The organism is Pseudomonas sp. 9.1(2019) (assembly GCF_009910445.1).
Lineage (GTDB): Bacteria > Pseudomonadota > Gammaproteobacteria > Pseudomonadales > Pseudomonadaceae > Aquipseudomonas > Aquipseudomonas paraversuta.
This window is the reverse complement of sequence record NZ_VBWF01000002.1, coordinates 373,185-394,109: the sequence shown is the minus strand read 5'-3', so window position 1 is coordinate 394,109 and position 20,925 is coordinate 373,185. Positions and strand designations below refer to the sequence as shown.

At 59.4% G+C, this 20,925-nt stretch carries 20 protein-coding genes and 1 tRNA gene; 11 read left to right on the top strand and 10 right to left on the bottom strand.

Annotated features, from left to right (window positions below; genetic code table 11):
• Positions 1-33: 33 nt before the first annotated feature.
• Both FEZ21_RS02455 and FEZ21_RS02450 read right to left on the bottom strand, forming a co-directional pair.
• Positions 34-786 (bottom strand): transporter substrate-binding domain-containing protein, encoded by a 753-nt coding sequence (locus tag FEZ21_RS02455; RefSeq protein WP_003438520.1) that lies wholly within the window; start codon positions 784-786, stop codon positions 34-36.
• A 13-nt stretch (positions 787-799) separates the two neighbouring features.
• Positions 800-1,573, bottom strand: coding sequence for an ABC transporter ATP-binding protein (locus FEZ21_RS02450; RefSeq protein WP_003438521.1), 774 nt, complete (start codon positions 1,571-1,573; stop codon positions 800-802).
• Positions 1,574-2,108: 535 nt separating this feature from the next.
• Here FEZ21_RS02450 and gabP point away from each other — a divergent pair.
• The 4 genes from gabP (at position 2,109) to gltS (ending at position 6,642) form a co-directional block, all read left to right on the top strand.
• Complete coding sequence (gene gabP / locus FEZ21_RS02445; protein WP_010656840.1) at positions 2,109-3,500, top strand: GABA permease; 1,392 nt, start codon at positions 2,109-2,111, stop codon at positions 3,498-3,500.
• 190 nt (positions 3,501-3,690) lie between these two features.
• Complete coding sequence (locus FEZ21_RS02440) at positions 3,691-4,416, top strand: IclR family transcriptional regulator (RefSeq protein WP_160626370.1); 726 nt, start codon at positions 3,691-3,693, stop codon at positions 4,414-4,416.
• A 20-nt stretch (positions 4,417-4,436) separates the two neighbouring features.
• Positions 4,437-5,375, top strand: a complete 939-nt coding sequence (gene hutG / locus FEZ21_RS02435; RefSeq protein WP_127195685.1) for a formimidoylglutamase — start codon at positions 4,437-4,439, stop codon at positions 5,373-5,375.
• Positions 5,376-5,433: 58 nt separating this feature from the next.
• Positions 5,434-6,642 carry a sodium/glutamate symporter gene (gene gltS / locus FEZ21_RS02430; protein WP_003438528.1) on the top strand — a complete coding sequence of 403 codons (1,209 nt, stop codon included), beginning with the start codon at positions 5,434-5,436 and terminating at the stop codon, positions 6,640-6,642.
• A gap of 12 nt (positions 6,643-6,654) precedes the next feature.
• On the opposite strand, the gene FEZ21_RS02425 is transcribed toward gltS, so the two are convergent.
• A complete protein-coding gene (locus FEZ21_RS02425; RefSeq protein ID WP_003438530.1) occupies positions 6,655-8,928 on the bottom strand; it encodes an ATP-binding protein in 2,274 nt (757 codons plus the stop codon).
• The gene (locus FEZ21_RS02420; protein ID WP_160626368.1) at positions 8,925-9,530 is read right to left on the bottom strand and encodes a biliverdin-producing heme oxygenase; all 606 of its coding nucleotides are present in this window, start codon (positions 9,528-9,530) and stop codon (positions 8,925-8,927) included. Before FEZ21_RS02420 ends, FEZ21_RS02425 begins: the two co-directional genes overlap by 4 nt.
• A gap of 207 nt (positions 9,531-9,737) precedes the next feature.
• On the opposite strand from FEZ21_RS02420, the gene FEZ21_RS02415 reads away from it, so the two are divergent.
• The 3 genes from FEZ21_RS02415 to FEZ21_RS02405 all read left to right on the top strand — a co-directional run bounded on the left by FEZ21_RS02415 (position 9,738) and on the right by FEZ21_RS02405 (position 11,728).
• Complete coding sequence (locus FEZ21_RS02415) at positions 9,738-9,986, top strand: DUF1272 domain-containing protein (protein ID WP_160626366.1); 249 nt, start codon at positions 9,738-9,740, stop codon at positions 9,984-9,986.
• Positions 9,987-10,062: 76 nt separating this feature from the next.
• The gene (locus FEZ21_RS02410) at positions 10,063-10,416 is read left to right on the top strand and encodes a metalloregulator ArsR/SmtB family transcription factor (protein WP_003438539.1); all 354 of its coding nucleotides are present in this window, start codon (positions 10,063-10,065) and stop codon (positions 10,414-10,416) included.
• Positions 10,417-10,435: 19 nt separating this feature from the next.
• Positions 10,436-11,728 (top strand): arsenic transporter, encoded by a 1,293-nt coding sequence (locus FEZ21_RS02405; RefSeq protein WP_003438542.1) that lies wholly within the window; start codon positions 10,436-10,438, stop codon positions 11,726-11,728.
• A 246-nt stretch (positions 11,729-11,974) separates the two neighbouring features.
• On the opposite strand, the gene FEZ21_RS02400 is transcribed toward FEZ21_RS02405, so the two are convergent.
• The 6 genes from FEZ21_RS02400 to FEZ21_RS02375 form a co-directional block, all read right to left on the bottom strand.
• Complete coding sequence (locus FEZ21_RS02400) at positions 11,975-12,850, bottom strand: alpha/beta fold hydrolase (protein WP_160626364.1); 876 nt, start codon at positions 12,848-12,850, stop codon at positions 11,975-11,977.
• Between the two features lie 59 nt (positions 12,851-12,909).
• Complete coding sequence (locus FEZ21_RS02395) at positions 12,910-13,380, bottom strand: hypothetical protein (RefSeq protein ID WP_003438556.1); 471 nt, start codon at positions 13,378-13,380, stop codon at positions 12,910-12,912.
• 165 nt (positions 13,381-13,545) lie between these two features.
• A tRNA-Phe gene (locus FEZ21_RS02390) sits at positions 13,546-13,621 on the bottom strand.
• A gap of 104 nt (positions 13,622-13,725) precedes the next feature.
• Positions 13,726-13,998, bottom strand: coding sequence for an oxidative damage protection protein (locus FEZ21_RS02385; protein WP_003438557.1), 273 nt, complete (start codon positions 13,996-13,998; stop codon positions 13,726-13,728).
• Positions 13,995-15,062, bottom strand: a complete 1,068-nt coding sequence (gene mutY / locus FEZ21_RS02380) for an A/G-specific adenine glycosylase (RefSeq protein ID WP_003438558.1) — start codon at positions 15,060-15,062, stop codon at positions 13,995-13,997. Before mutY ends, FEZ21_RS02385 begins: the two co-directional genes overlap by 4 nt.
• Positions 15,059-17,272 carry an AsmA family protein gene (locus FEZ21_RS02375; protein ID WP_003438559.1) on the bottom strand — a complete coding sequence of 738 codons (2,214 nt, stop codon included), beginning with the start codon at positions 17,270-17,272 and terminating at the stop codon, positions 15,059-15,061. Before FEZ21_RS02375 ends, mutY begins: the two co-directional genes overlap by 4 nt.
• Before the next feature lie 294 nt (positions 17,273-17,566).
• Between FEZ21_RS02375 and FEZ21_RS02370 the strand changes: the two genes are divergently transcribed.
• From FEZ21_RS02370 to FEZ21_RS02355, 4 genes are all read left to right on the top strand, one after another.
• Positions 17,567-19,228 (top strand): OFA family MFS transporter, encoded by a 1,662-nt coding sequence (locus FEZ21_RS02370; protein WP_003438560.1) that lies wholly within the window; start codon positions 17,567-17,569, stop codon positions 19,226-19,228.
• A 177-nt stretch (positions 19,229-19,405) separates the two neighbouring features.
• A complete protein-coding gene (hisB, locus tag FEZ21_RS02365; RefSeq protein WP_003438561.1) occupies positions 19,406-19,999 on the top strand; it encodes an imidazoleglycerol-phosphate dehydratase HisB in 594 nt (197 codons plus the stop codon).
• Positions 19,999-20,637: an imidazole glycerol phosphate synthase subunit HisH gene (gene hisH, locus FEZ21_RS02360; RefSeq protein ID WP_160626362.1), complete on the top strand. Its 639-nt coding sequence runs from the start codon at positions 19,999-20,001 to the stop codon at positions 20,635-20,637. The genes hisB and hisH overlap by 1 nt, the downstream gene beginning before the upstream one ends.
• Positions 20,637-20,894: a DUF2164 domain-containing protein gene (locus tag FEZ21_RS02355; RefSeq protein ID WP_003438564.1), complete on the top strand. Its 258-nt coding sequence runs from the start codon at positions 20,637-20,639 to the stop codon at positions 20,892-20,894. The genes hisH and FEZ21_RS02355 overlap by 1 nt, the downstream gene beginning before the upstream one ends.
• Positions 20,895-20,925: the final 31 nt, after the last annotated feature.

The window sequence follows — 20,925 nt, the reverse complement described above, 5'->3', positions numbered from 1 at the left end:
CGGCGCAGCCTTGCGGCGCGCCGGTCAGGCAGGTCATTCAATGCTGAATGGGAAATACTTGTCGTTGATCTTTTTGTAGGTGCCGTCTTCTTTGATTTCTTTGAGCGCGAGGTTCAACTTGGTACGCAAGTCGCTTTCGCCTTTACGCAAAGCAATGCCGACCTTGTCGTCTTCGTTGATCGGGTTGCCCTTGAACTCATAGTCCTTGCCCGCCGGATCATCCTTCAACCAGCCATAGATGGCGTACTTGTCAGCCAGCAGTGCGTCTACACGGCCCGAGGACAAGTCGAGATAGGCGTTTTCCTGGGTATCGTACAAGGCGATGTCCCCACCCACGTTATCTTCCAGCCACGTTGCGGCCTGGGTTGAGCGCTGGGTGCCCAGTTTTTTGCTTTTCAGCGATTCAATGTCGGTTTTGAAATCGACACCTTTCTTGGCTACGAACTGCTGTTTGTTGGAGTAGTACGGGTCTGTGAAGTCGACAGCCTGTTTGCGGTCGTCAGTGATCGACAGGGAAGAGACAATAAAGTCGTACTTCTTGGCGTTCAGTGCGGGAATGATGCCGTCCCAATCCGAGGTCACAACTTCGCACTCGGCTTTCATCTTGGCGCACAGGGCCATGGCAATGTCGTAGTCAAAACCGACCACTTGCCCGCTGGCGTTCTTGTTGTTGAACGGAGGGTAGGCCCCTTCGATCCCCACTTTGTACTTATCAACAGCCAGGGCATTGGCACTGAATACCAGGCTGGCGGCAGCGGCCAGGAGAAGCTTTTTATAGTTTTGCATTCGTGTTGCTCCGTTAGCGGTTGCTGGACATGAATTGTTTACAGCGCGCTGAAACCGGGTTGTCGAACACCTGTTCTGGCGACCCTTGCTCTTCGATCAGGCCCTGGTGCAAAAACACGACTTGCGAAGACACCTGACGGGCAAAGCCCATTTCGTGGGTGACCAGCAGCATGGTGCGACCTTCTTCGGCGAGCGCGCGGATAACACTAAGTACTTCCTGGACCATTTCCGGGTCAAGTGCCGATGTGGGTTCATCGAACAGGATTACTTTGGGCTGCATGGCCAATGTGCGGGCAATTGCGGCACGTTGTTGCTGGCCGCCGGACAATTCTGACGGATAGGCATGGCGTTTTTCGGCGATGCCGACCTTGGCCAGCAACGCTTCGGCAACTTCGATTGCCTCAGCCTTGCTCTGGCCCAGGACACGACGGGGAGCCTCGATAATGTTGTCGAGGATGGTCATGTGCGGCCACAGATTAAAGTTTTGAAATACAAAACCCAATTCACTGCGCATGCGATTGATCTGCTTGCCGTCGGCTGCGACCAGTTCGCCATTTTTGGCTTTCTTGAGCTTGAGTTCTTCGCCTGCGACCAGGATCTGGCCCTCATGGGGGTTTTCCAGCAGGTTGATGCAGCGCAGCAGGGTCGACTTGCCGGAGCCGGAAGAACCCAGGATCGAGATCACGTCACCGTCGCGTGCGGTCAGCGAGATACCTTTAAGTACCTCAAGCTCGCCGTAGCGTTTATGCAAGTTGCGGATTTCAAGCGCGGGCGTGGCCAAAGCCATGTGCGTTCCTCATTGTGTTCGGGAGCGATCCTGCTGTGTGGCGGCCAAGCTAGCATAGGGCCACAAAGGCAACCAGCTGCTCTAAAGGAACAAAAGGCGAGAGGGTGGCCGTTTGTCGCATCCCGACAGCAGACTGTCGCGCGGACAACAACCGACCCTGTAATTTGCCGCTCGGCCAGACAGGTGTCGCTTAAAAAAGGTCGCGATGTTGCCAGCTTTGGCCCTGTGTTGGAAGCGTGAACCTACTAAAGGGCACAGATGCGCACCGCTTTTGGGCCATACGGGCAGTTTTGAGTATTTTTGGTGCGTTTTGGTGCTTGTGACTGAGTGTTACGGTAACGCTTTGGCAAAAAGCCATTACTCTCAACGGGTTGCAACGCCAGAGATGAATCGATGCAGCCCGCGCAAACCGTGCACTTGTCACATTTTGGCTCATTTATTGCGTAAATAATTCTAAACGCCCCGTTGGTTACTTTTTACGAGAAGGTAAGCAGGCGCGGCGCTCGGAATGGCTTTCACTGCAAAGGTAGTCCCAATGAGCAATACGCAAACTCCTAACGGCCTGGAGCAAGGGCTCAAACCACGGCATGTGACCATGCTGTCGATTGCCGGGGTCATCGGTGCCGGTCTGTTTGTCGGCTCCGGACACGCGATTGCACAGGCGGGTCCTGCAGTGCTGCTGGCATACGCCGCAGCGGGTACGTTGGTGGTGCTGGTGATGCGCATGCTGGCCGAAATGGCCGTCGCATCCCCTGACACCGGTTCGTTCTCCACCTACGCCGACCGTGCCATCGGGCATTGGGCCGGCTTCACCATTGGCTGGCTGTACTGGTGGTTCTGGGTGCTGGTCATCCCGCTGGAAGCCGTCGCCGCCGGCACCATCCTGCATGCGTGGTTCCCCGGTACGGAGATCTGGGTATTTACCCTGGTCATCACTCTGTTGCTGACCGCGACCAACCTGTTCAGCGTCAAGAACTACGGCGAATTCGAGTTCTGGTTTGCGCTGGTCAAAGTGCTGGCGATTATCGGCTTCATCATTTTGGGGCTAATGGCGATTTTCGGCCTGCTGCCAAACAGTCAGGTCAGCGGCGTTTCGCATCTGGTGGACAATATGGGCTTTATGCCCAACGGCATGGGCGCTGTGCTGGCCGCCATGCTGACCACCATGTTCTCGTTCATGGGCACGGAAATCGTGACCATCGCGGCGGCTGAATCCAAAGACCCGAGCAAGCAGATCACCAAGGCCACCAACTCGGTGATCTGGCGTATCGGCTTGTTCTACCTGGTGTCGATCTTCATCGTTGTGGCACTGGTGCCGTGGAACGATCCGGGCCTGGCCCAGTTCGGCTCCTATCAGACCGTGCTTGATCGCATGGGCATTCCGAATGCCAAGCTGATCGTCGATATCGTGGTTCTGATCGCGGTTACCAGCTGCCTGAACTCGGCCCTCTACACCTCGTCGCGCATGCTCTACTCCCTGAGCAAACGCGGTGATGCGCCGGCGGCTGCCAAGCGTACCAACGCCAGCGGCACCCCTTACTGGGCGGTGATGATGTCTACCGGTGCAGCCTTCCTGGCCGTGTTTGCCAACTATGTCGCACCGGCAGCCGTGTTCGAGTTCCTGCTGGCCAGCTCCGGCGCCATTGCGCTGCTGGTGTACCTGGTGATTGCCATCTCGCAACTGCGCATGCGTCAGAAGCGTACGGCGCAGGGTGAGACCATCTCCTTCAAAATGTGGCTGTTCCCGGGCCTGACCTGGGCGGTCATCGTGTTTATCGTCGCCATCCTGACCATCATGCTGTTCCAGGAAGCGCATCGAGTTGAAATCATGGCCACCGGTTTGCTGAGCATTCTGGTGGTAGTGGCGGGCCTGTTGGTGGCACGTCGCCGACGTATCGAGAAGTTGGGGGCACCCGTACTGAACTGACGCCAGGACGGCGTTCCACCTTCAGTACAGCGGGCCGCCATCCCTCAGGATGGCGGCCTTTTTTGTGGGCGCAAGCAGGTGAATTGCTTACCGCTGATCGTTATCTGGCGGATTTTTCCCACTCAGTGGGAATCAAGTTTCAGCTAATGGGAAACTCCGTGCACCATGCCCGCAAGAGCATGAGGCCGATATGAACTACAACACGCCCACTGATCGTTTGCTGCAGATCCTCGTCACCCTGGGGCAATCCGGCGAGGCGATCTCCGCCAAAGAACTGTCCGAGCAGCTGTCACAGCCGCTCAGCAGCACCTATCGACACCTCAAGACCCTGTTGCGCTGGGGCCTGGCCGAAGAAAACGGTCAGGGCCGCTATTTGCCGGGGCCTGCCTGTTTGCAGCTGGCCAAGAAGTTCGATCGCGAAGCCGTGCTGGTGACGCTGGCCAAGGCTGAACTCAAGCGCCTGGCCGAACAGAGCCAGGAAAGCGTGGCATTGATGGTGCCGAGTAATGGCCAGGCGATTTGCATAGAGCTGGTCGACAGCCCGCAACCGCTGCGCTGCTGTTACCAGAAAGGGCTGGCCCAGCCGCTGTTGGTCGGTGCTTCGGCACGGGTGTTACTGGCGTACATGGATGAGGCACAAAGCCTGTCGATTCTTCAGGCGCAGGGCATCGAAAGTGAAGAAATCGCCACTTATCAGCGCAATTTTGCCGAGATTCGCGCGACCGGCTATGCCGTGAGCCTGAGTGAAATTGACGATGGCATCTGGGGCGTCAGTGCGCCGGTGGTCGACAGCCGCAACCGCCTGCTGGGTGCTATCAGCCTCATGGCCCCGGCCATCCGGGCACAACACCGCAGTGAACGCCTGATCCGCTGGACCCAGGATGTAGCGCTGCGCCTGAGCGCCCGGCTCGACTGAATTTGACTGGAGTTTCAAGCATGACCATGGTTCCCGAGATGCAGGTGTGGACAGGCCGCGTAGACGCTGCCGAAGGGCAGGGCGCACTGCGCTGGCATCAATGGGTCAAGCCCTTTGCCCGGAGCCAGCCTGCGGGCGCGGCACTGATCGGACTGGCCTGCGATGAAGGGGTCAAGCGCAATCAAGGCCGCACCGGTGCCCGCCTGGGGCCGCCGGCCTTGCGCAAGGCCCTGGCCAATCTGGCCTGGCACGGCCAGGCGCCGCTGTATGACGCGGGCGATGTGGGCTGTACCGACAGCGACCTTGAAGGCGCACAGCAGATCTACGCCTCCCACGTCAGCTTCCTGCTCGACCAGGGGCACTTGCCGTTGGGGTTGGGTGGCGGCCATGAAATCGCCTTTGCCAGCTTCAGCGGTCTGGCCGATCACTTGCGTCAGCGCAGTCCGCAGGCGCGGATCGGGGTTCTGAACTTCGATGCCCACTTTGATTTGCGGCATGCCGGGCAAAGCAGCTCGGGCACTCCTTTCCGGCAGATTGCCGAGTATTGCCAGCGTGCCGACATGCCCTTTACCTACTGTTGCCTGGGCGTCAGCCAGCTGAATAACACCGCTGCGCTGTTTGAACAGGCCGAGCAACTGAAGGTGCGTTACCGCCTCGACCGGCAGATGAACAGCTGGGACATCTCTGCCTGCGAAGCCCTGATCGACGAATTTTTGCAAGAGGTCGACCACCTCTACATGACCATCTGTCTTGACGTTTTGCCCGCCAGCCAGGCGCCCGGGGTCAGCGCGCCGTCTGCCCATGGGGTGGACATGCAGATCGTCGAGCATCTGGTACGCCATGCCAAAGCCAGCGGCAAATTGCGCATGGCCGACATTGCCGAGCTCAATCCGAGCCTGGACACCGATAACCGAACCGCCCGTATCGGCGCGCGTCTGCTCGCCAGCCTGATTGATTGAGTTTTTCCGTATATCCCTGAAACCGCTTGTTGAATCATAAGAAAAAGAGAAATTCGCCATGCTGACATTCGAACTGGATGCGTTGAGCACCCTTGCTCTCGCGCTGCTCCTGCTGGGCCTGGGTGCCCAATTGAAAAAACGCAGCTACTGGCTGCGCCAACTCTGTGTTCCGGCACCGGTGATTGGCGGCTTTGGTTTTGCCTTGGTGATCTGGCTGTTACGTGATCGGCAACTGCTCGACCTGACCCTCGATACCAGCCTGCAAACGCCGTTGATGGTGGCGTTTTTCACCACCGTCGGCCTGGGGGGAAGCCTGGGGCTGCTGCGCAAGGGCGGCAAGTTGCTGTTTATCTACCTGGGTGCGTGCTGGGGCCTGGCCCTGGTGCAAAACGTGGTGGGTGTCAGCGTAGCCAAGCTGCTGGGTATCGACCCGTTGCTGGGGATCATGGCCGGTGCGGTGTCGCTGGAAGGTGGTTTCGGTGCCGCGGCCGCGTTCGGCCCGATTGCCGAGAACCTCGGTGCGGTAGGCGCGACCACTGCCGCTCTGGCGGCCGCGACCTTCGGCATGGTGGCCGGCGGTTTGCTGGGCAGTCCGCTGGCGCGCTGGTTGATCGAGCGCAACAAATTGACGGTCAAGGCGGAGGAAGTGGGCAACCTCAAGGCTTTCGAAGAAGTGGTCCACACCCCGCCGGCGGCTCTGGATGCTGCGACCTTGCTGCGGTTGCTGACCTGCATCGTGGTGATCATGGTCCTGGGCTTCTGGCTGGGCGGCAGCTTGCAGCAGCATTTGGGCATCGTACTGCCGAGCTATGTGGGCGCGATGTTCGTGGCCATCATTCTGCGCAATATCAATGACCGCACCCAGGCTGTAGAGATGCCCGATCATGCCGTGAGCACCATTGGCGACGTGAGCCTGGGCATGTTCCTGACCATGGCCATGATGAGTCTCAAGTTCTGGGAACTGGAGAAGCTGGGGTTGCCGCTGCTGGTGATCCTGGTGGTGCAAGTGGTGATCATGATCCTGCTCTGCGTGTTCGTCCTGTTCCGCCTGTTTGGCCGCAACTACGACGCTGCAGTCCTGTGTGCAGGCTTCATGGGGCACGGTCTGGGAGCGACACCCAATGCCGTGGCCAACATGGGTGCCATCTGTGACCACTACAAAGTGTTCTCCTACAAAGCCTTCATCATCGTGCCGTTATGCGGCGCAGTGCTGATCGACATTGTGGCCATCCCCATGATCACCTGGTTTATCAACGCGTTCAGCTAAGGTCAGGTGATGTCAGGCCAGCTCTTGTGGGAGCTGGCTGCCTTCGACAGGCTCTACGCGGCGCACGGTAAAGCGGAATTCACTGCCTTGGCCCAGGGTGCTTTGTGCACTCAACAGGCCGCCGTGGGCCTTGATGATCCCTTGAGAGATGTACAGCCCAAGGCCAGTGCCAGAGGTATTTCCTTCCTTCGCCGTCCAGTAGCGTTCAAAGATGTGCGGCAGTTGCTCGGCCGGGATGCCTTTGCCGGAGTCGCGTACGCTGAACACAATGTCGTCTCCGCTGGTTATGGCGGCCACTTTGATGGTGCCTTGAGCAGGGGTGAACTTGATCGCGTTGCTGATCAAGTTCGACAGCACCTGGAACAGACGCTCGGGGTCGGCATGGATTTTCAGATCGGGCTCTGAGTGGAAGGTCAGCTCGAGCCCCTTGTCGGTGGCCAATGGCGTCAGCAACGACAGCGCTTCTTCAAAGATCTGGGTCACGTCCAGTGACTGGGGGGAGATCGTGTAGCGCCCGGCTTCTATCTTGGACGTATCGAGCAAATCTTCGAGCAGGATGTTCATGCGGCTGGTGGCCTGTTGCATGGTGTCGATGGCGGTTGTGATGCGCCGTGAAGCATGGGAGCCGTCACTGCTGAAGGTTTTCTGCATCATCCCGCACAGCATGGAGATGATGGTCATGGGGTTGCGCAAGTCGTGTGACACCACCGCCACCAACTCATCCCGCGCCCGTACTGCCTGCTGCTCGCGCAGAACCTGACGGCTCAGGTCGTTTTCCAGTGCCGAGCGACGCAGGTCGTTGGCGGCGAACAAATCGCCGTGGCTCCATTTTTCGCAGATACCGTCCACCTCGACTTTCCACAGCTCGAACGAGGTGCGCGGGCTCAGTCGCAAACCGGTAGCGCTGTGTTCCAGGTTCAGAGGTTTATTCGGGTCGCCACTCCACGGGATGCTTTCTTTGATCTCGCTGCGAAACCACAGCACGGCATTGTCCACAGGCTTGGGCAGGCACATGGCCAACAGGCCGCTGGCGACGTCCTTGTACTCGGTGGCCGGGGCATAAACCGTCGACAGGCTGTGGGTGGAAAATACAGGGTCGCCGGATTGCTTGAACCATCGGTACAGATCACGGATTTGTTCGGGGTGCGGGCATTGGCCATAACGGTGCAGCACTTTGTCTTCGATGATGGCTACACCGCTGGCCCGGGTCAGTTCCATCAACAACCGTGGCTCCAGTGCCAGACCGTCGAACACATTTTCCGGGCCTTGCTCCATGGCGCTGTTCAGGTGCACCAGAGCGTCTATTTTTGCTTCTCGCTGGCGGCTGATTTCCAGGGTTTGCAAGGCACTGATCTGTAAGGACAGGACCTGGCCAATAGTCTGGCACGCCATGCGCAGCTCGTGCGGCACATGCAGGGGGGTGCGATGACCGCAACTGATCAGGCCCCAGAGCCGTTCGCCATCCATCAGGGAGATACTCATCGAAGACAGTACGCCCATGTTCTGCATGTATTGGCAGTGGATCGGCGACACGCTGCGCAAGGCCGCTCCGCTGAGGTCCAGGGCTTGCCCCGTGTCTGGGCGCAGTTTGGGGACCAGCTGTACCGGCTCATAGGCCGCGTCGGGAATGATGCGCAGCCAATGGGTGCGATACAGCTCGCGCGCCTGCACCGGGATGTCCGAGGCCGGAAAGAACATGCCGTTGAACAGCTCCATCGCAGGGGCTGAGGCTTCGGCGATGACCTGGCCGTGACCCTCTTCATGAAAGTGGTAAATCAGTACCCGGTCATACCCGGTCAGGGCCTGAATCTCGCTGACGCAGATTTCGTACAGCGCGGGCAGTGTCCTGGCCGCCTGCAGGCGTTGCAGTACGCGGCTCAGGTTGCGCACTTTGGCCATCGTGCTGTTGAGCTCGGTTTCATCGGGCTTTAACTCAAGTTCCAGAATCAGGGTGCCGTTGCTGCGGTGTAACAAGCCCTCCCAGGTCAGCCCCTGCAGATTCAGCTCCAGTGGCGGCATATCGATTTGCTCGACGAAGTGGCTGGCTTGTTGCACCGCGGCGGCTGCCTGCGGGCCGGTCAGCATCGACAGCGGTTGATTCAACAGGGCTGCAGGCAGCATGCCGAACAGCGTCTCGACATTGGCACTGACCTGCTGGATGAGCAGCTCGGGACCGCAGAGGGTCACCAAAATACCGTGGGGCTGAATGGCCCCCGGAAAACGAATGGGCTCGTCAGCGCAGTTGGCCAGCAAGACTTCAAAAGCTTCAGTATCCAGTGGGTTCATAACAACACCTCCTGACGTTCTAACCATTGCTCGAAACAGCTGAAAGTAAAACAGGCCGCCTTGACGGCCTCGGCGCGTGCCCCGGCGTCCAGCGGCATTGCGCAGAGAAACTCCAGGAACGATTTCCAGTTGCGGCCGGTGGCTTCGCCATATACATAGAGAAAGGCGCCACCGTCATGGGCTTGCAGCCCCAGGCGCTCGGATATTTGTTTGCGCAAGATATTGCCGCCCAGCGTGGCACCCTCAAGCACATATAAAACCCCAAGCACACTGGCTTCGCTGTTCAACTGCGGCAGGGACGGGCACAGCGAGAGTGTCCCGGGATTGATGCCCAGGGCCTGCAGATCTTGCTCCAGGGCCTGAGTCTTGAGGCGTGCGTGCAGGTCAAAGCCCGGCGGGATCAAGGGGCTGTTTGCAAGCCTGCTCTCCATGGCCTGGTAGAACCCGTAATAGGCCGCCAGCAAGCGTGTGTAACGTTGCAGGTCAAGACTGTCCGAGAAAAACGGCAGGCGCTTCTCAAGCGCGACATGCAGGGTCTGGGTGCCGGAGCGGAGCTCGTGCAAAACCGAAGGCGTTGGCGGGGAGCTGGATTCGTATGGCATGCCGTGTGACGGGGCTCTCTGTGTACGCTTTGAAAGGAGCGCTGATCAAGATATGAAGGCGTGAAAATCAAAAAGTGCCATTCATTCAGATAGAAGGTTTTGATCTCACGCACAGCTCCGGCATTTTTACGCGCAAATTAACGATTGGCTTTTTGTTGGAAGCGTCTTAACTGCAACAACGAATGTTTTCGTCCAGCCGAGGTGCTCATGCTCGAATTACGCCCCAATTGCGAATGCTGTGATTGTGACCTTCCGCCTGATTCGTCCCTTGCGCGGATCTGTTCATTCGAATGCACGTTTTGCGCCTCCTGTTCGGAGCAAAAGCTGGGCGGGCTTTGTCCTAACTGCGGCGGCGAGTTGGTGGTGCGGCCGCGTCGGCCGGACAACAAGCTGGGCAACAAGCCTGCATCCAAAACCCGAGTGAACAAGCCTGAAGGATGCAGCACCCGCAACTGACCTGTGCGGTTTATCCTGGTTGTTATTACATATGGAAATTCATATATTCGGATTCCCATATGCAAGGCGATGCGAGATGACGGACGATTTTTCCCCTCCGGCGATTTTTAAATGTCTGGCTGATGCCACCCGCATGCGCTCGGCGCTGCTCATCGTGCAAGAAGGTGAGCTGTGCGTGTGTGAGCTGATGTGCGCGCTGAATGACAGCCAGCCCAAAATCTCAAGGCATCTGGCGCAATTGCGCAGCAGCGGGCTGCTGCTGGACCGGCGTCAGGGCCAGTGGGTTTATTACCGGCTGAATCCGGCGCTGCCGCAGTGGGTCGTGGCGGTTCTCGACACCACCCTGAACGCCAACGGCCAATGGCTGCGCGACGATATGCTGCGCCTTGCAGCCATGGGCGATCGCCCTCAACGCAACCGCTGCTGCTAAGCCGGGTCGGGAGAGTTTTATGTTGGCTGCAGTTGCAATTTTTGTGTTCACGATTGTGCTGGTCATCTGGCAGCCCCGAGGGCTCGGGGTGGGCTGGAGCGCTTCTCTGGGTGCGTTGCTGGCCCTGATCTTTGGTGTGGTGCAGCCGGGCGATGTGCCTGTTGTATGGGCGATCATCTGGAATGCCACGGGCACTTTCGTGGCGCTGATCATCATCAGCCTGTTGCTCGATGAAGCCGGGTTCTTTGCCTGGGCGGCCTTGCATGTGGCGCGCTGGGGCAGGGGCCGCGGTAAAGGTTTGTTCGCTTGCATGGTGTTGCTTGGGGCCCTGGTTTCGGCATTGTTTGCCAACGACGGCGCGGCGCTGATCCTCACCCCGATCGTGGTCGCCATGTTGTTGGCGCTGCGATTTTCACCGGCGGCGACCCTGGCATTTGTGATGGGGGCCGGCTTCATTGCCGACACCGCGAGCTTGCCGCTGGTGGTGTCGAACCTGGTCAATATCGTCTCGGCGGATTACTTCAAAATCGGCTTCAACCAGTACGCCGCGGTGATGGTGCCGGTCAACCTGGTGAGCGTGGCTGCCACGCTGGGCATGCTGCTGTGGTATTTCCGGCGCGACATTCCCGCCGCCTACGACCCTGCGCAGCTGGCTGATCCGGCCAGCGCCATCAATGACAAAGCCACCTTCGTGGCGGGCTGGTGGGTACTGGGGATCCTGTTGGCGGGCTGTTTCGCCCTGGAACCGCTGGGGATTCCCATCAGTGCCATCTCGGCCCTGTGCGCGGCTTTGTTGCTGGGCATCGCGGCTCGCGGGCACAAAATCTCCACCCGCAAAGTGCTCAGGGAAGCCCCCTGGCAAATCGTGATTTTTTCCCTGGGCATGTACCTGGTGGTCTACGGCCTGCGTAACGCCGGGCTCACCGATTACCTCGCGGGCTGGCTCGACGGCTTCGCCCGCTACGGTGTGTGGGGCGCGACCCTGGGGACGGGGCTGCTGGCAGCGTTGCTGTCATCGGTGATGAACAACCTGCCAACCGTACTGATCGGAGCCCTGTCCATTGACGCCAGCAACGCTAGCGGGGTGATCAGGGACGCCATGATCTACGCCAACGTGATCGGCAGCGACCTGGGGCCAAAAATCACCCCGATCGGCAGTCTGGCCACTCTTTTGTGGCTGCACGTACTGGCGCGCAAGGGGATCCGCATTAGCTGGGGTTACTACTTCAAGGTCGGGATCGTGCTGACGTTACCGGTGCTCTTGATCACTTTGGCGGCACTGGCCGTGCGATTGGGAGGCAGCCCCCTGTAGGCGCGAGCTTGCTCGCGAGCTTTTCAGTCCGCCAACAGCTCGCGAGGCAAGCTCGCTCCTACAGGTTTTTTGGCGTCCGGAGGGGGTGTTGTATGGCGCCGGGTACATCGTTCGCCAGCTCTCCGGCCTGTAACCATTACCGATATCTTCGGGGCTGATGCGCAAATGTATGCGGGGCTGGCGCTGTAGGAGCGAGCTTGCTCGCGAGCTTTTCAGTCTGCCAACAGCTCGCGAGCAAGCTCGCTCCTACAGGTTTTTTGGCGTCCGGAAGGGGTGTTGTATGGCGCCGGGTACATCGTTCGCCAACTCTCCGGCCTGTAACCATTGCAGGGCAATCGGCCACAGGCTGTCCTGGAATCGGCTATGGAAATACGCGAAATGGCCGATCTCTGTTACACCGATATCTTCGGGGCTGATGCGCAAATGTGTGCGGGAGCTGGCGCTGAAATGGCTGAGCAGGCGCTCGATGGCCGCTACGGTGCCGAACGGATCGTCGCTAAGGCTGATGGCGAGGGTTCTGGCGCTTACTGAGGCAAAGGGCAGGGTGGCAAGCTGGCGAGCGCTGGGGAGTTGTCCGTAGTGCGTGCTGCAGGTCACCCAGTCCCGCACCACGCCTGCCGGGGTATCTTCGAGCCAGCCCAGGCGGGTACCGGGGAAAAAGCCGCAGAGCCGGGTGAGCAGCGGCATGACCCCGTGCCACTTGGCGAACATCTGCCAGCGCTGTGCCGGCGCATAGTCGCGCCAGCAGGCAAATTGCGCCCCCACTGTCACTACGTGGCGAATAACCGCTCCTGAGGCCGCCAGGCCCACTGCACAGCCGCCAAAGCTGTGACCGACCACATCGATCGGCTGGCCCGGGCATTCGCGCTGTGCGCGCTTGAGGAGGGCTTCAAAGTCCAGCGACCCCCAGTCCGACCATGAGGCCTTGAAGCCGCGCAGTGATCCTGTGCGCGAAGCCCCGATGCCGCGGTAGTCAAACAGCATCACGTCCATGCCATGGCTGAACAGATACTCGGCAAAGCGCGCGTAGTAGCTGCAGCGCACCGAGGTGGCGGCGTTGATGATGACGACGGCGCGCGTGGCATCCGCCGCGGGCTGGCGCCATTCAAGACCGCCCAGCAAGTAACCGTCAGCAGCAGGCTCGGTGAATGCCCGGCTGACAGGTCGGGGCAGGGCAGCTGTCAGTGGGCGCTCCGGGTGCTGCGTTCCTGCAGCAGGCGCGAAGCTTCGACGTAGGCTTTGTGGAATGCCGGGGTTTCGATCCAGGCCACGGCACTGTCTTCATCGTCGCCATGGATGGCAATCCGGTACTCGATCAGCAGGCCCATCAGGAAGTCGGTCGCCGGTTCTTCTTCCTCTTCCGAGATCACCAGCTCCAGTACCGGGTATTGCAGGAACACCGTGCACATGGTTTGCAGGTTGATGGCTTCGGCGGCCTTCATGACCTGGAACAGATCGTCGTAATCGGCCGGGTCAAAGCCGTTGTCGAGGATGTCCTGGAAGTTGAAGGTGCTGAGGTCGATTTTTACGTCATCGAACGGATTGTCGATCAGGGTCGCAGCCGAAGCTTTGGCCGGTTTGCCGACGCGGTTCTGTTTGGCTTTGGATTTGGCCCGCTGCGCGTGCTTTTGCTGTTTCTTTGGCGTTGCCATGAAGGTGTGTCCTTTGCAGGCTGAGGAGAGGATTGAACCCCATCTCTTTGCAATCGCCAAGAGAGGTGGCGCCACCGGGTATAAATCGCGCCCAACAAAAAACCCGCACTAGGCGGGTTTCTTGTTTGCTTTGAGGTGGTGCGAACACCACATCAATGCTGAATGTGGTGCCCAGAGACGGAATCGAACCGCCGACACGGGGATTTTCAATCCCCTGCTCTACCGACTGAGCTATCTGGGCAACGGGGCGCATTAGAAGCCTTTTTCGATTATCCGTCAAACACTTTTTTGAAAAATATTTAACTATTACCGTCGCTTACGGGCCAAACCCAATAAAACCGGGGATTATTCGGTCGGCGGAACATAGCCTTCAGCTTGTGCGTATTCCTCGCCGCTGAAGAACTTATCCATTTCGCCCTGCAAATATTTTCGGTCTTCGGCGTTCATCATGTTCAAACGCTTCTCGTTGATGAGCAGCGTTTGGTGTTTTTGCCAGTCTGCCCATGCCTTGGCCGAGACGTGATCGAAAATGTCCTGGCCTTTGGCGCCCGGAAACGGAGCGCGCTCAAGAGCGGGCAGTTCTTCTTTGTACTTGCGGCAGATGATGGTGCGGGTCATGACGACTCTCCTGGATTCAATAGCTCGGCTGCGCGTTTGAGCAGCTTCTTGACCGGGGCGGCAAGGCCCAGGCGCGGCGGGGTGGCGAGGTTATACCAGAGCCAGTCGGCCTCGGCCACGTGATGGCCGGACTCTTCGACGTGGACCAGCCAGGGTTCGATGGCCAGCTGGAAATGGCTAAAGGTGTGGGTCAGGCCGGGCAGTTCCTGTTGCAGCCCCAGCGTAAGGGCGTGCTGCAGTGCCAGATGTTCGATGTCTTTAAGGTCATCCAGTTCGGGCAGGCTCCAGAGTCCGCCCCACAGCCCGGTTGAGGGGCGGCGGTACAGCAGAATCGCCCCCTGGGCATTGGCCAGCATTGGCATCAGGGTGCGTTTTTGCGGGATGGTCTTGCGTGGCTTGGGGATCGGGTAGCGGGTCTCCAGGCCCAGCAAGTGCGCTTCACAGCCGCTTTCGAGGGGGCACAGCAGGCAGCTGGGCTTGCTGCGAGTGCAAAGCGTGGCGCCCATGTCCATCATCGCCTGGGTATAGGCGTTGACCCGGTCCTGGGGAGTGAAGCGCTCTGCGGTGGCCCACAGCTGTTTGGCAACCTTGGGTTCGCCGGGATATCCCTCTTGCGCCGTATAGCGCGCCAGCACCCGCTTGACGTTGCCGTCGAGGATCGGTGCACGCAGGCCCATGCTCAGGCTGGCGATCGCACCGGCAGTGGACAGGCCAATGCCGGGCAGCTCCACCAGTTTTTCGACATCCCGCGGGAATTCGCCGCCATATTCAGCGACAACGATTTTCGCGGTCTTCTGCAAATTGCGCGCACGGGTGTAGTAGCCCAGCCCGGTCCACAGGTGCAGCACTTCGTCTTCCGGGGCGGCGGCCAGGGCCTGGACCGTAGGCAGAGAGGCCATGAACCGGTCGAAGTAGTTGAGCACGGTGCTGACCTGGGTCTGCTGCAACATGATTTCCGAGACCCATACCCGGTATGGGGTGATGCCCTGTTGCCAGGGCAGGTCGTGGCGGCCGTGGCGGTCATACCAGTCCAGTACCGCCACAGAAAATTGCTCGTCTCTCATCGGTTAAACAGCCCCTTGAGGGCGTTTTTGAGTTCCGGGCTGACCTTGTCGCCGAGTTTCTCTTCAAGCTTCTCGCTGATTTTATTGCCCGCCACTTTGGCGGCGACTTTGCCCAGGCCTTCCTTGTCCAGACGGCAGGCCTTGGCGCCCAGCTCCAGCGGACCGCGACAGCGCAATGGCAGTTCGATGCCGACAAAGTTCTTGCCGACCTGACACGCCGGGTCCGGCATGGCGCGGGTGTCGCCTTCAATGGTGATACCGATGCGGTAATCCATGCCCAGCACGCGCAGGTCGATGTCGCCATCACCTTTTACGCTCATGCCGGGAATGCGCACGATCATGTCCGGGTTGCTGGCCACGCCGTTCCGGAATACCAGGCTGCCCTTGAGTTCCTTGAACGGAGTGTCTTTGCCCGGTGGCGTGCCGCTCAGGGTTTTGCGGTTAAGCACGGAGATGCCTTTGCACAGCTGTTGTTCAAGGTTGGCGTTGAGCAGCACGCCGTTGTTGAGCACAAAGCTTGCCGTGCCGTTGAGGCTTTGAACCAGTGCGTTCTGGTTGTCGCCGCTGCCTGTAACGTTGCTGTTGAGGGTCAACAGGCCGGTCACCGGCGGTTTTTGACCCTGGCTCTGGAGGATTTTTTCCACCGGTACGTTGTTGATCCGGGTTTGCAGGTTGGCCAGTGGCAGCATCGGACGTACATCGAGGCTGCCGTTGGCGGCGAACGTGCCTTTGTAGAGGTTGCCGCTGAGGTTCTGCAGAGTGAGCAGGCCGTCTTTGCTACTGACCTTGAGGGCTGCGTTCTGGATCGGCAGTTTCGTTACGGTCAGCTGGCCAAAGCTGAGATCGGCATCCAGGTCCAGTGTCTTGAGGCGCGTGACAGGAATGATCCTGGTCGTGCTCCAGCCGCTTTTGGTTGGAGCCTCTGGCAATGGCGTATCGCCTGATGCGGCCAATGCGCCGGCTTCGTTGCCTTGCACTTCTGTTTTACGTGCGGCGCTGGCGCTGCTGGCCTCGGCCGATTTGGGCGGCAGGTAGCGATCAGCGTCGAACGTGTCGCCTTTGAGCTGAATGCGCAGGGCTTGTTTGGCGAAGTCTTCAATGGCGATACGGCCGGTGAAGCTGCTGTCATCGACTTTCAGGTTGAGTTCGTCGAAGGCCAGGCTGGTGGGGCTGCCGGAGAGGCGGCTGACCAGTTCGACTTTGCTCAGGCTACCCGGTGCCATTGGCGGCAGAGTGTGGCCGATGCTGTCGAGGAAGGTGGCCAGGTTGAGCTGGGCAATCGACACGCCGCCGCTGATCTGTGGCGTGCTGTCCAGATTATTGGCCTTGAGTTCACCCAGGGCGCGCAGTTGGTTGGCTGATATCTTCAGGCCGCTCCATTCGGCGACGTTGGCTGCCAGATCCACCAGTATCTGCCCTTGGGCAGCGAAGGTCATGGTCTTGCCTTGCAGCGGCTCGCCTGAGGCTTCGCCCACCACTTTCAGGTCTTCGATCTGATAGCGCTTGAGCACACGGTCAAACCGCAGCTTGCCGTCGACTTCGGTTTTGACCCGCATCACCGGCTTGTTGGTGCCCAGAAACGCAGTGAGTTTGACCGGGGTGCTGGTGGCTTCGTGAACCGGGCCGGTACTCAACTGGATGCTTTCGGCGCTGAATTGCTGGCCGTTTTGCTCATCGTTGTACTCAACCCGGGCGTTGTTCACGGTCAGGCTGTCGATATCCAGTTTCAGCGGCTGGCTGACGCTGTCCGGCTTGCTCACGGTTTCAGTGCTGGCGACCGGGGTCTCGGTACTCACGCCCGCAGGTGCCGGCTTGCCGATGTCCTGCCAGTTGCCGTGGCCGTCCTTGTCCCGGGTCAGGCGCAGGTTCAGGCCTTCGACCCGCACATCGCTCATCTGCACTTCTTTGCGCAGCAGTGGCAGTACGCGCACTGACAGACCCAGCATTTGCAGGTCGGCAAAAGGTTTATCAGGTGCCGCCAGGGTGGCGACGCTGGCGTCGTGCAGTTCCAGACCGAGCCAGGGGAAGAGGCTCCAGCCGATGTCGCCATTGAGCGTGAGCTCAATGTGGGCTTTGTCGCGGGCTATCTGGCGGATCTCGTCTTTATAGTCGTTGGGATCGAACAGATGGCTCAGAGCAAAGCCCAGAGCCACGATGATCAGCAACAACCCGAGAAGCACCAGACCCAGGATTTTGCCGAACGCTTTCATGGGCGAGTCCTTGTAAGTCTGAGTGAAGGGAAGTTTTAAAGTTGGTCGCAGAGTATAGCGTCACGGGCAGGCCGACTGGGGGTGGATAGTGCCGGATCGGTCCGCTGAGCAAACACGGCATCAGCGTGGGCATTTTCCTGTGTTCAAGTGGTAATCTTCGGCTGTTTTTCGGGCCTTCTGCGGCGCATTGTCGCGCCTTGAAATGAATCCTACAAAAAATGACTCGTGCTGCAGGGCACCAAAGTCGGGGGTTCCGCGCGTCCGGGGAGCACTTCATCCATGGGGGAAACAATAATGAGTACCAGCACCGCTGAAGGCAGTCTTGCCTCAAAGCCTGCGTTCCTGTCAAAGGAGCGCATCATCGCCAGGCCCGGTTTCAACCGCTGGCTGGTTCCGCCGGCCGCCTTGGCCATTCACTTGTGTATCGGCATGGCCTACGGGTTTTCCGTGTTCTGGCTGCCGCTGTCCAAAGCCCTGGGCGTGACTGCGCCAGTGGCTTGTGCGCCGGACATGAGTTTTATCGCCCAGGTGTTCTCTTCGCAATGTGACTGGCCGATCTCCATGCTCGGCTGGATCTACACCCTGTTTTTCATCTTCCTCGGCTGCTCGGCAGCTGTATGGGGCGGCTGGCTTGAACATGCCGGGCCGCGCAAGGCCGGTGTGGTTTCGGCATTGTGCTGGTGTGGTGGCCTGCTGGTTTCCGCACTGGGCATTTATACCCACCAGATCTGGCTGATGTGGCTGGGCTCGGGGGTAATTGGCGGTATCGGTCTGGGTCTGGGCTATATCTCGCCGGTGTCGACGCTGATCAAGTGGTTCCCGGACAAGCGCGGCATGGCGACCGGCATGGCGATCATGGGTTTTGGCGGTGGCGCCATGGTGGGCGCGCCGTTGGCCGCTGCGCTGATGGGCCATTTTGCCGGCCCGGACGGCGTGGGCGTGTGGCAGAGCTTTGTAGTCATGGCCGCGATTTACTTCGTGTTCATGATTGGTGGCGCCTTGTCGTACCGCGTGCCGCCTACCGGCTGGAAGCCTGAGGGCTGGACTGCGCCGGCGAAAAAAGCCGCCAATGCGATGATTACCCAGCGCCATGTACATGTGAGTGTTGCCTGGAAAACCCCGCAGTTTGCACTGGTGTGGCTGGTGCTGTGCCTGAACGTGTCTGCCGGTATCGGCATTCTGGGTATGGCTTCGCCGTTGTTGCAGGAAGTGTTCGCGGGCAAATTGCTGGGTAATGACCTGACATTCAGCCAGCTGGATGCGGCGCAGCTGGCGCAAATCGCGGCGATTGCGGCCGGCTTTACCGGTCTGTTGAGCCTGTTCAACATTGGCGGGCGCTTCTTCTGGGCTTCGTTCTCCGATTACCTGGGGCGTAAAAACACCTACTTTGTGTTCTTTGCCCTGGGTTTTGCCTTGTATGCGCTGATCCCGAACCTGGGCCATCTGGGCAACGTGTCACTGTTTGTGGCCGCGTTCTGCATCATCCTGTCGATGTACGGCGGCGGCTTTGCCACAGTGCCGGCTTACCTGGCGGATCTGTTCGGTACGCAGATGGTGGGGGCGATTCACGGTCGGCTGTTGACTGCGTGGGCTGCGGCAGGTGTGCTGGGGCCGGTGCTGGTCAACTATTTGCGTGAGTACCAGCTCAGCATCGGCGTCGAGCGTGCGGCGGCCTACGACATCACCCTGTATATCCTCGCCGGCCTGCTGGTACTGGGCTTTATCTGCAACTTGCTGGTACGCCCGGTGGCTGACAAGTACTTCATGACTGACGCGCAACTGGCGGCCGAACAGGCGCTGGGGCACGACAAGGGCGCCGATGCCAGCACCTCGCTGGAGTGGAAAGCGGCCTCCGGCAGTCTGCCGCTGGTCATCGCCGCCTGGCTGGCAGTGGGCATTCCGCTGCTGTGGGGCGTGTGGGTGACAGTGCAGAAGACTGCGGTGTTGTTCCATTAATACCGCTGCCTGACCCGCAGGAACGAGCGTGCTCGCGAGCTTTTAAAGGGCTCGCGAGCACGCTCGCTCCTACCGAATGACTCAGTCCGTCAGTCATATTCCCTTCCATGTTTCTGTTTGCCTGACCCGTGCCTATAATGGCCACCTTTTTCGCCCAATGATTTTGCGGAGCTGGTGATGGCCGAACGTAAGGCGTCAGTCGAGCGCGATACTCTGGAAACCCAGATCAAAGCCTCGATCAACTTGGATGGTACCGGTAAGGCCCGATTCGATATCGGCGTTCCTTTTCTTGAGCACATGCTCGACCAGATCGCCCGACACGGGCTGATCGACCTGGACATCGAGTGCAAAGGCGACCTGCATATCGACGATCACCATACCGTCGAGGATGTTGGCATTACCCTGGGCAAGGCCTTCAGCCAGGCCGTCGGCGATAAAAAAGGCATGACCCGTTACGGTCACGCCTACGTGCCGCTGGACGAAGCGCTGTCGCGCGTGGTCATCGACTTTTCGGGCCGTCCGGGCCTGCAAATGCACGTGCCATACACCCGCGCCACCGTGGGCGGCTTCGATGTCGATCTGTTTCAGGAGTTCTTCCAGGGCTTCGTGAACCACGCCAACGTCAGCCTGCACATCGACAACCTGCGCGGCACCAACACCCACCACCAGATCGAAACCGTGTTCAAGGCATTCGGCCGCGCGCTGCGCATGGCTGTCGCGCTGGACGAACGTATGGCCGGGCAAATGCCGTCGACCAAGGGCGTGCTCTGATGCAGACAGTGGCGGTGATCGATTACGGCATGGGTAACTTGCACTCGGTGGCCAAGGCGCTGGAGCACGTTGGCGCCGGGAAGGTATTGATTACCAGCGATGCCAATGTGATTCGCGAAGCTGACCGCGTGGTGTTCCCCGGTGTGGGCGCCATTCGGGATTGCATGGCCGAAATCCGTCGCCTGGGTTTCGACTCGCTGGTGCGTGAAGTCAGCCAGGACCGTCCTTTTCTCGGGATTTGCGTCGGCATGCAAGCCATGCTCGACAGCAGCGAAGAGAACGGTGGGGTTGATTGCATCGGCCTGTTTCCCGGTCAGGTGAAGTTTTTCGGCAAGGATCTGCACGAAGACGGCGAGCACCTCAAGGTGCCGCACATGGGCTGGAACGAAGTGCAGCAGAAGGTCGATCACCCTCTGTGGCATGGTATCCCTGACATGTCGCGCTTCTATTTCGTCCACAGCTACTACATTGCGGCGGGCAATCCTCGCCAGGTGGTCGGTAGCGGGCACTACGGCGTCGATTTTGCGGCCGCGCTGGCTGACGGCTCGCGTTTCGCGGTGCAATTCCATCCAGAGAAGAGCCATACCCACGGCTTGCAACTGCTGGAAAATTTCGCGGCCTGGGACGGACGCTGGTAATGGCGCCTCGCAAGAAGCCGCCGATTCTCACGCTCACCCCCGAGCAAGAGAACGAAGCCAACAGCAAGATCAAACGCTTTATGCAGGACCGCTTCGAACTGGACCTGGGTTCATTTGAAGCGGCTGAAATCCTTGAACTGTTCACCCGCGAAATCGCGCCGCATTACTACAATCGCGCGATTTTCGATGTGCAGACGCACCTCAAAGAGAGGTTCGAGAGCATCGAAAGCGACCTGTGGGCACTCGAAAAGAATTGAGTCAGTTGCAAGTTCCAGGCTTATAGCTGCA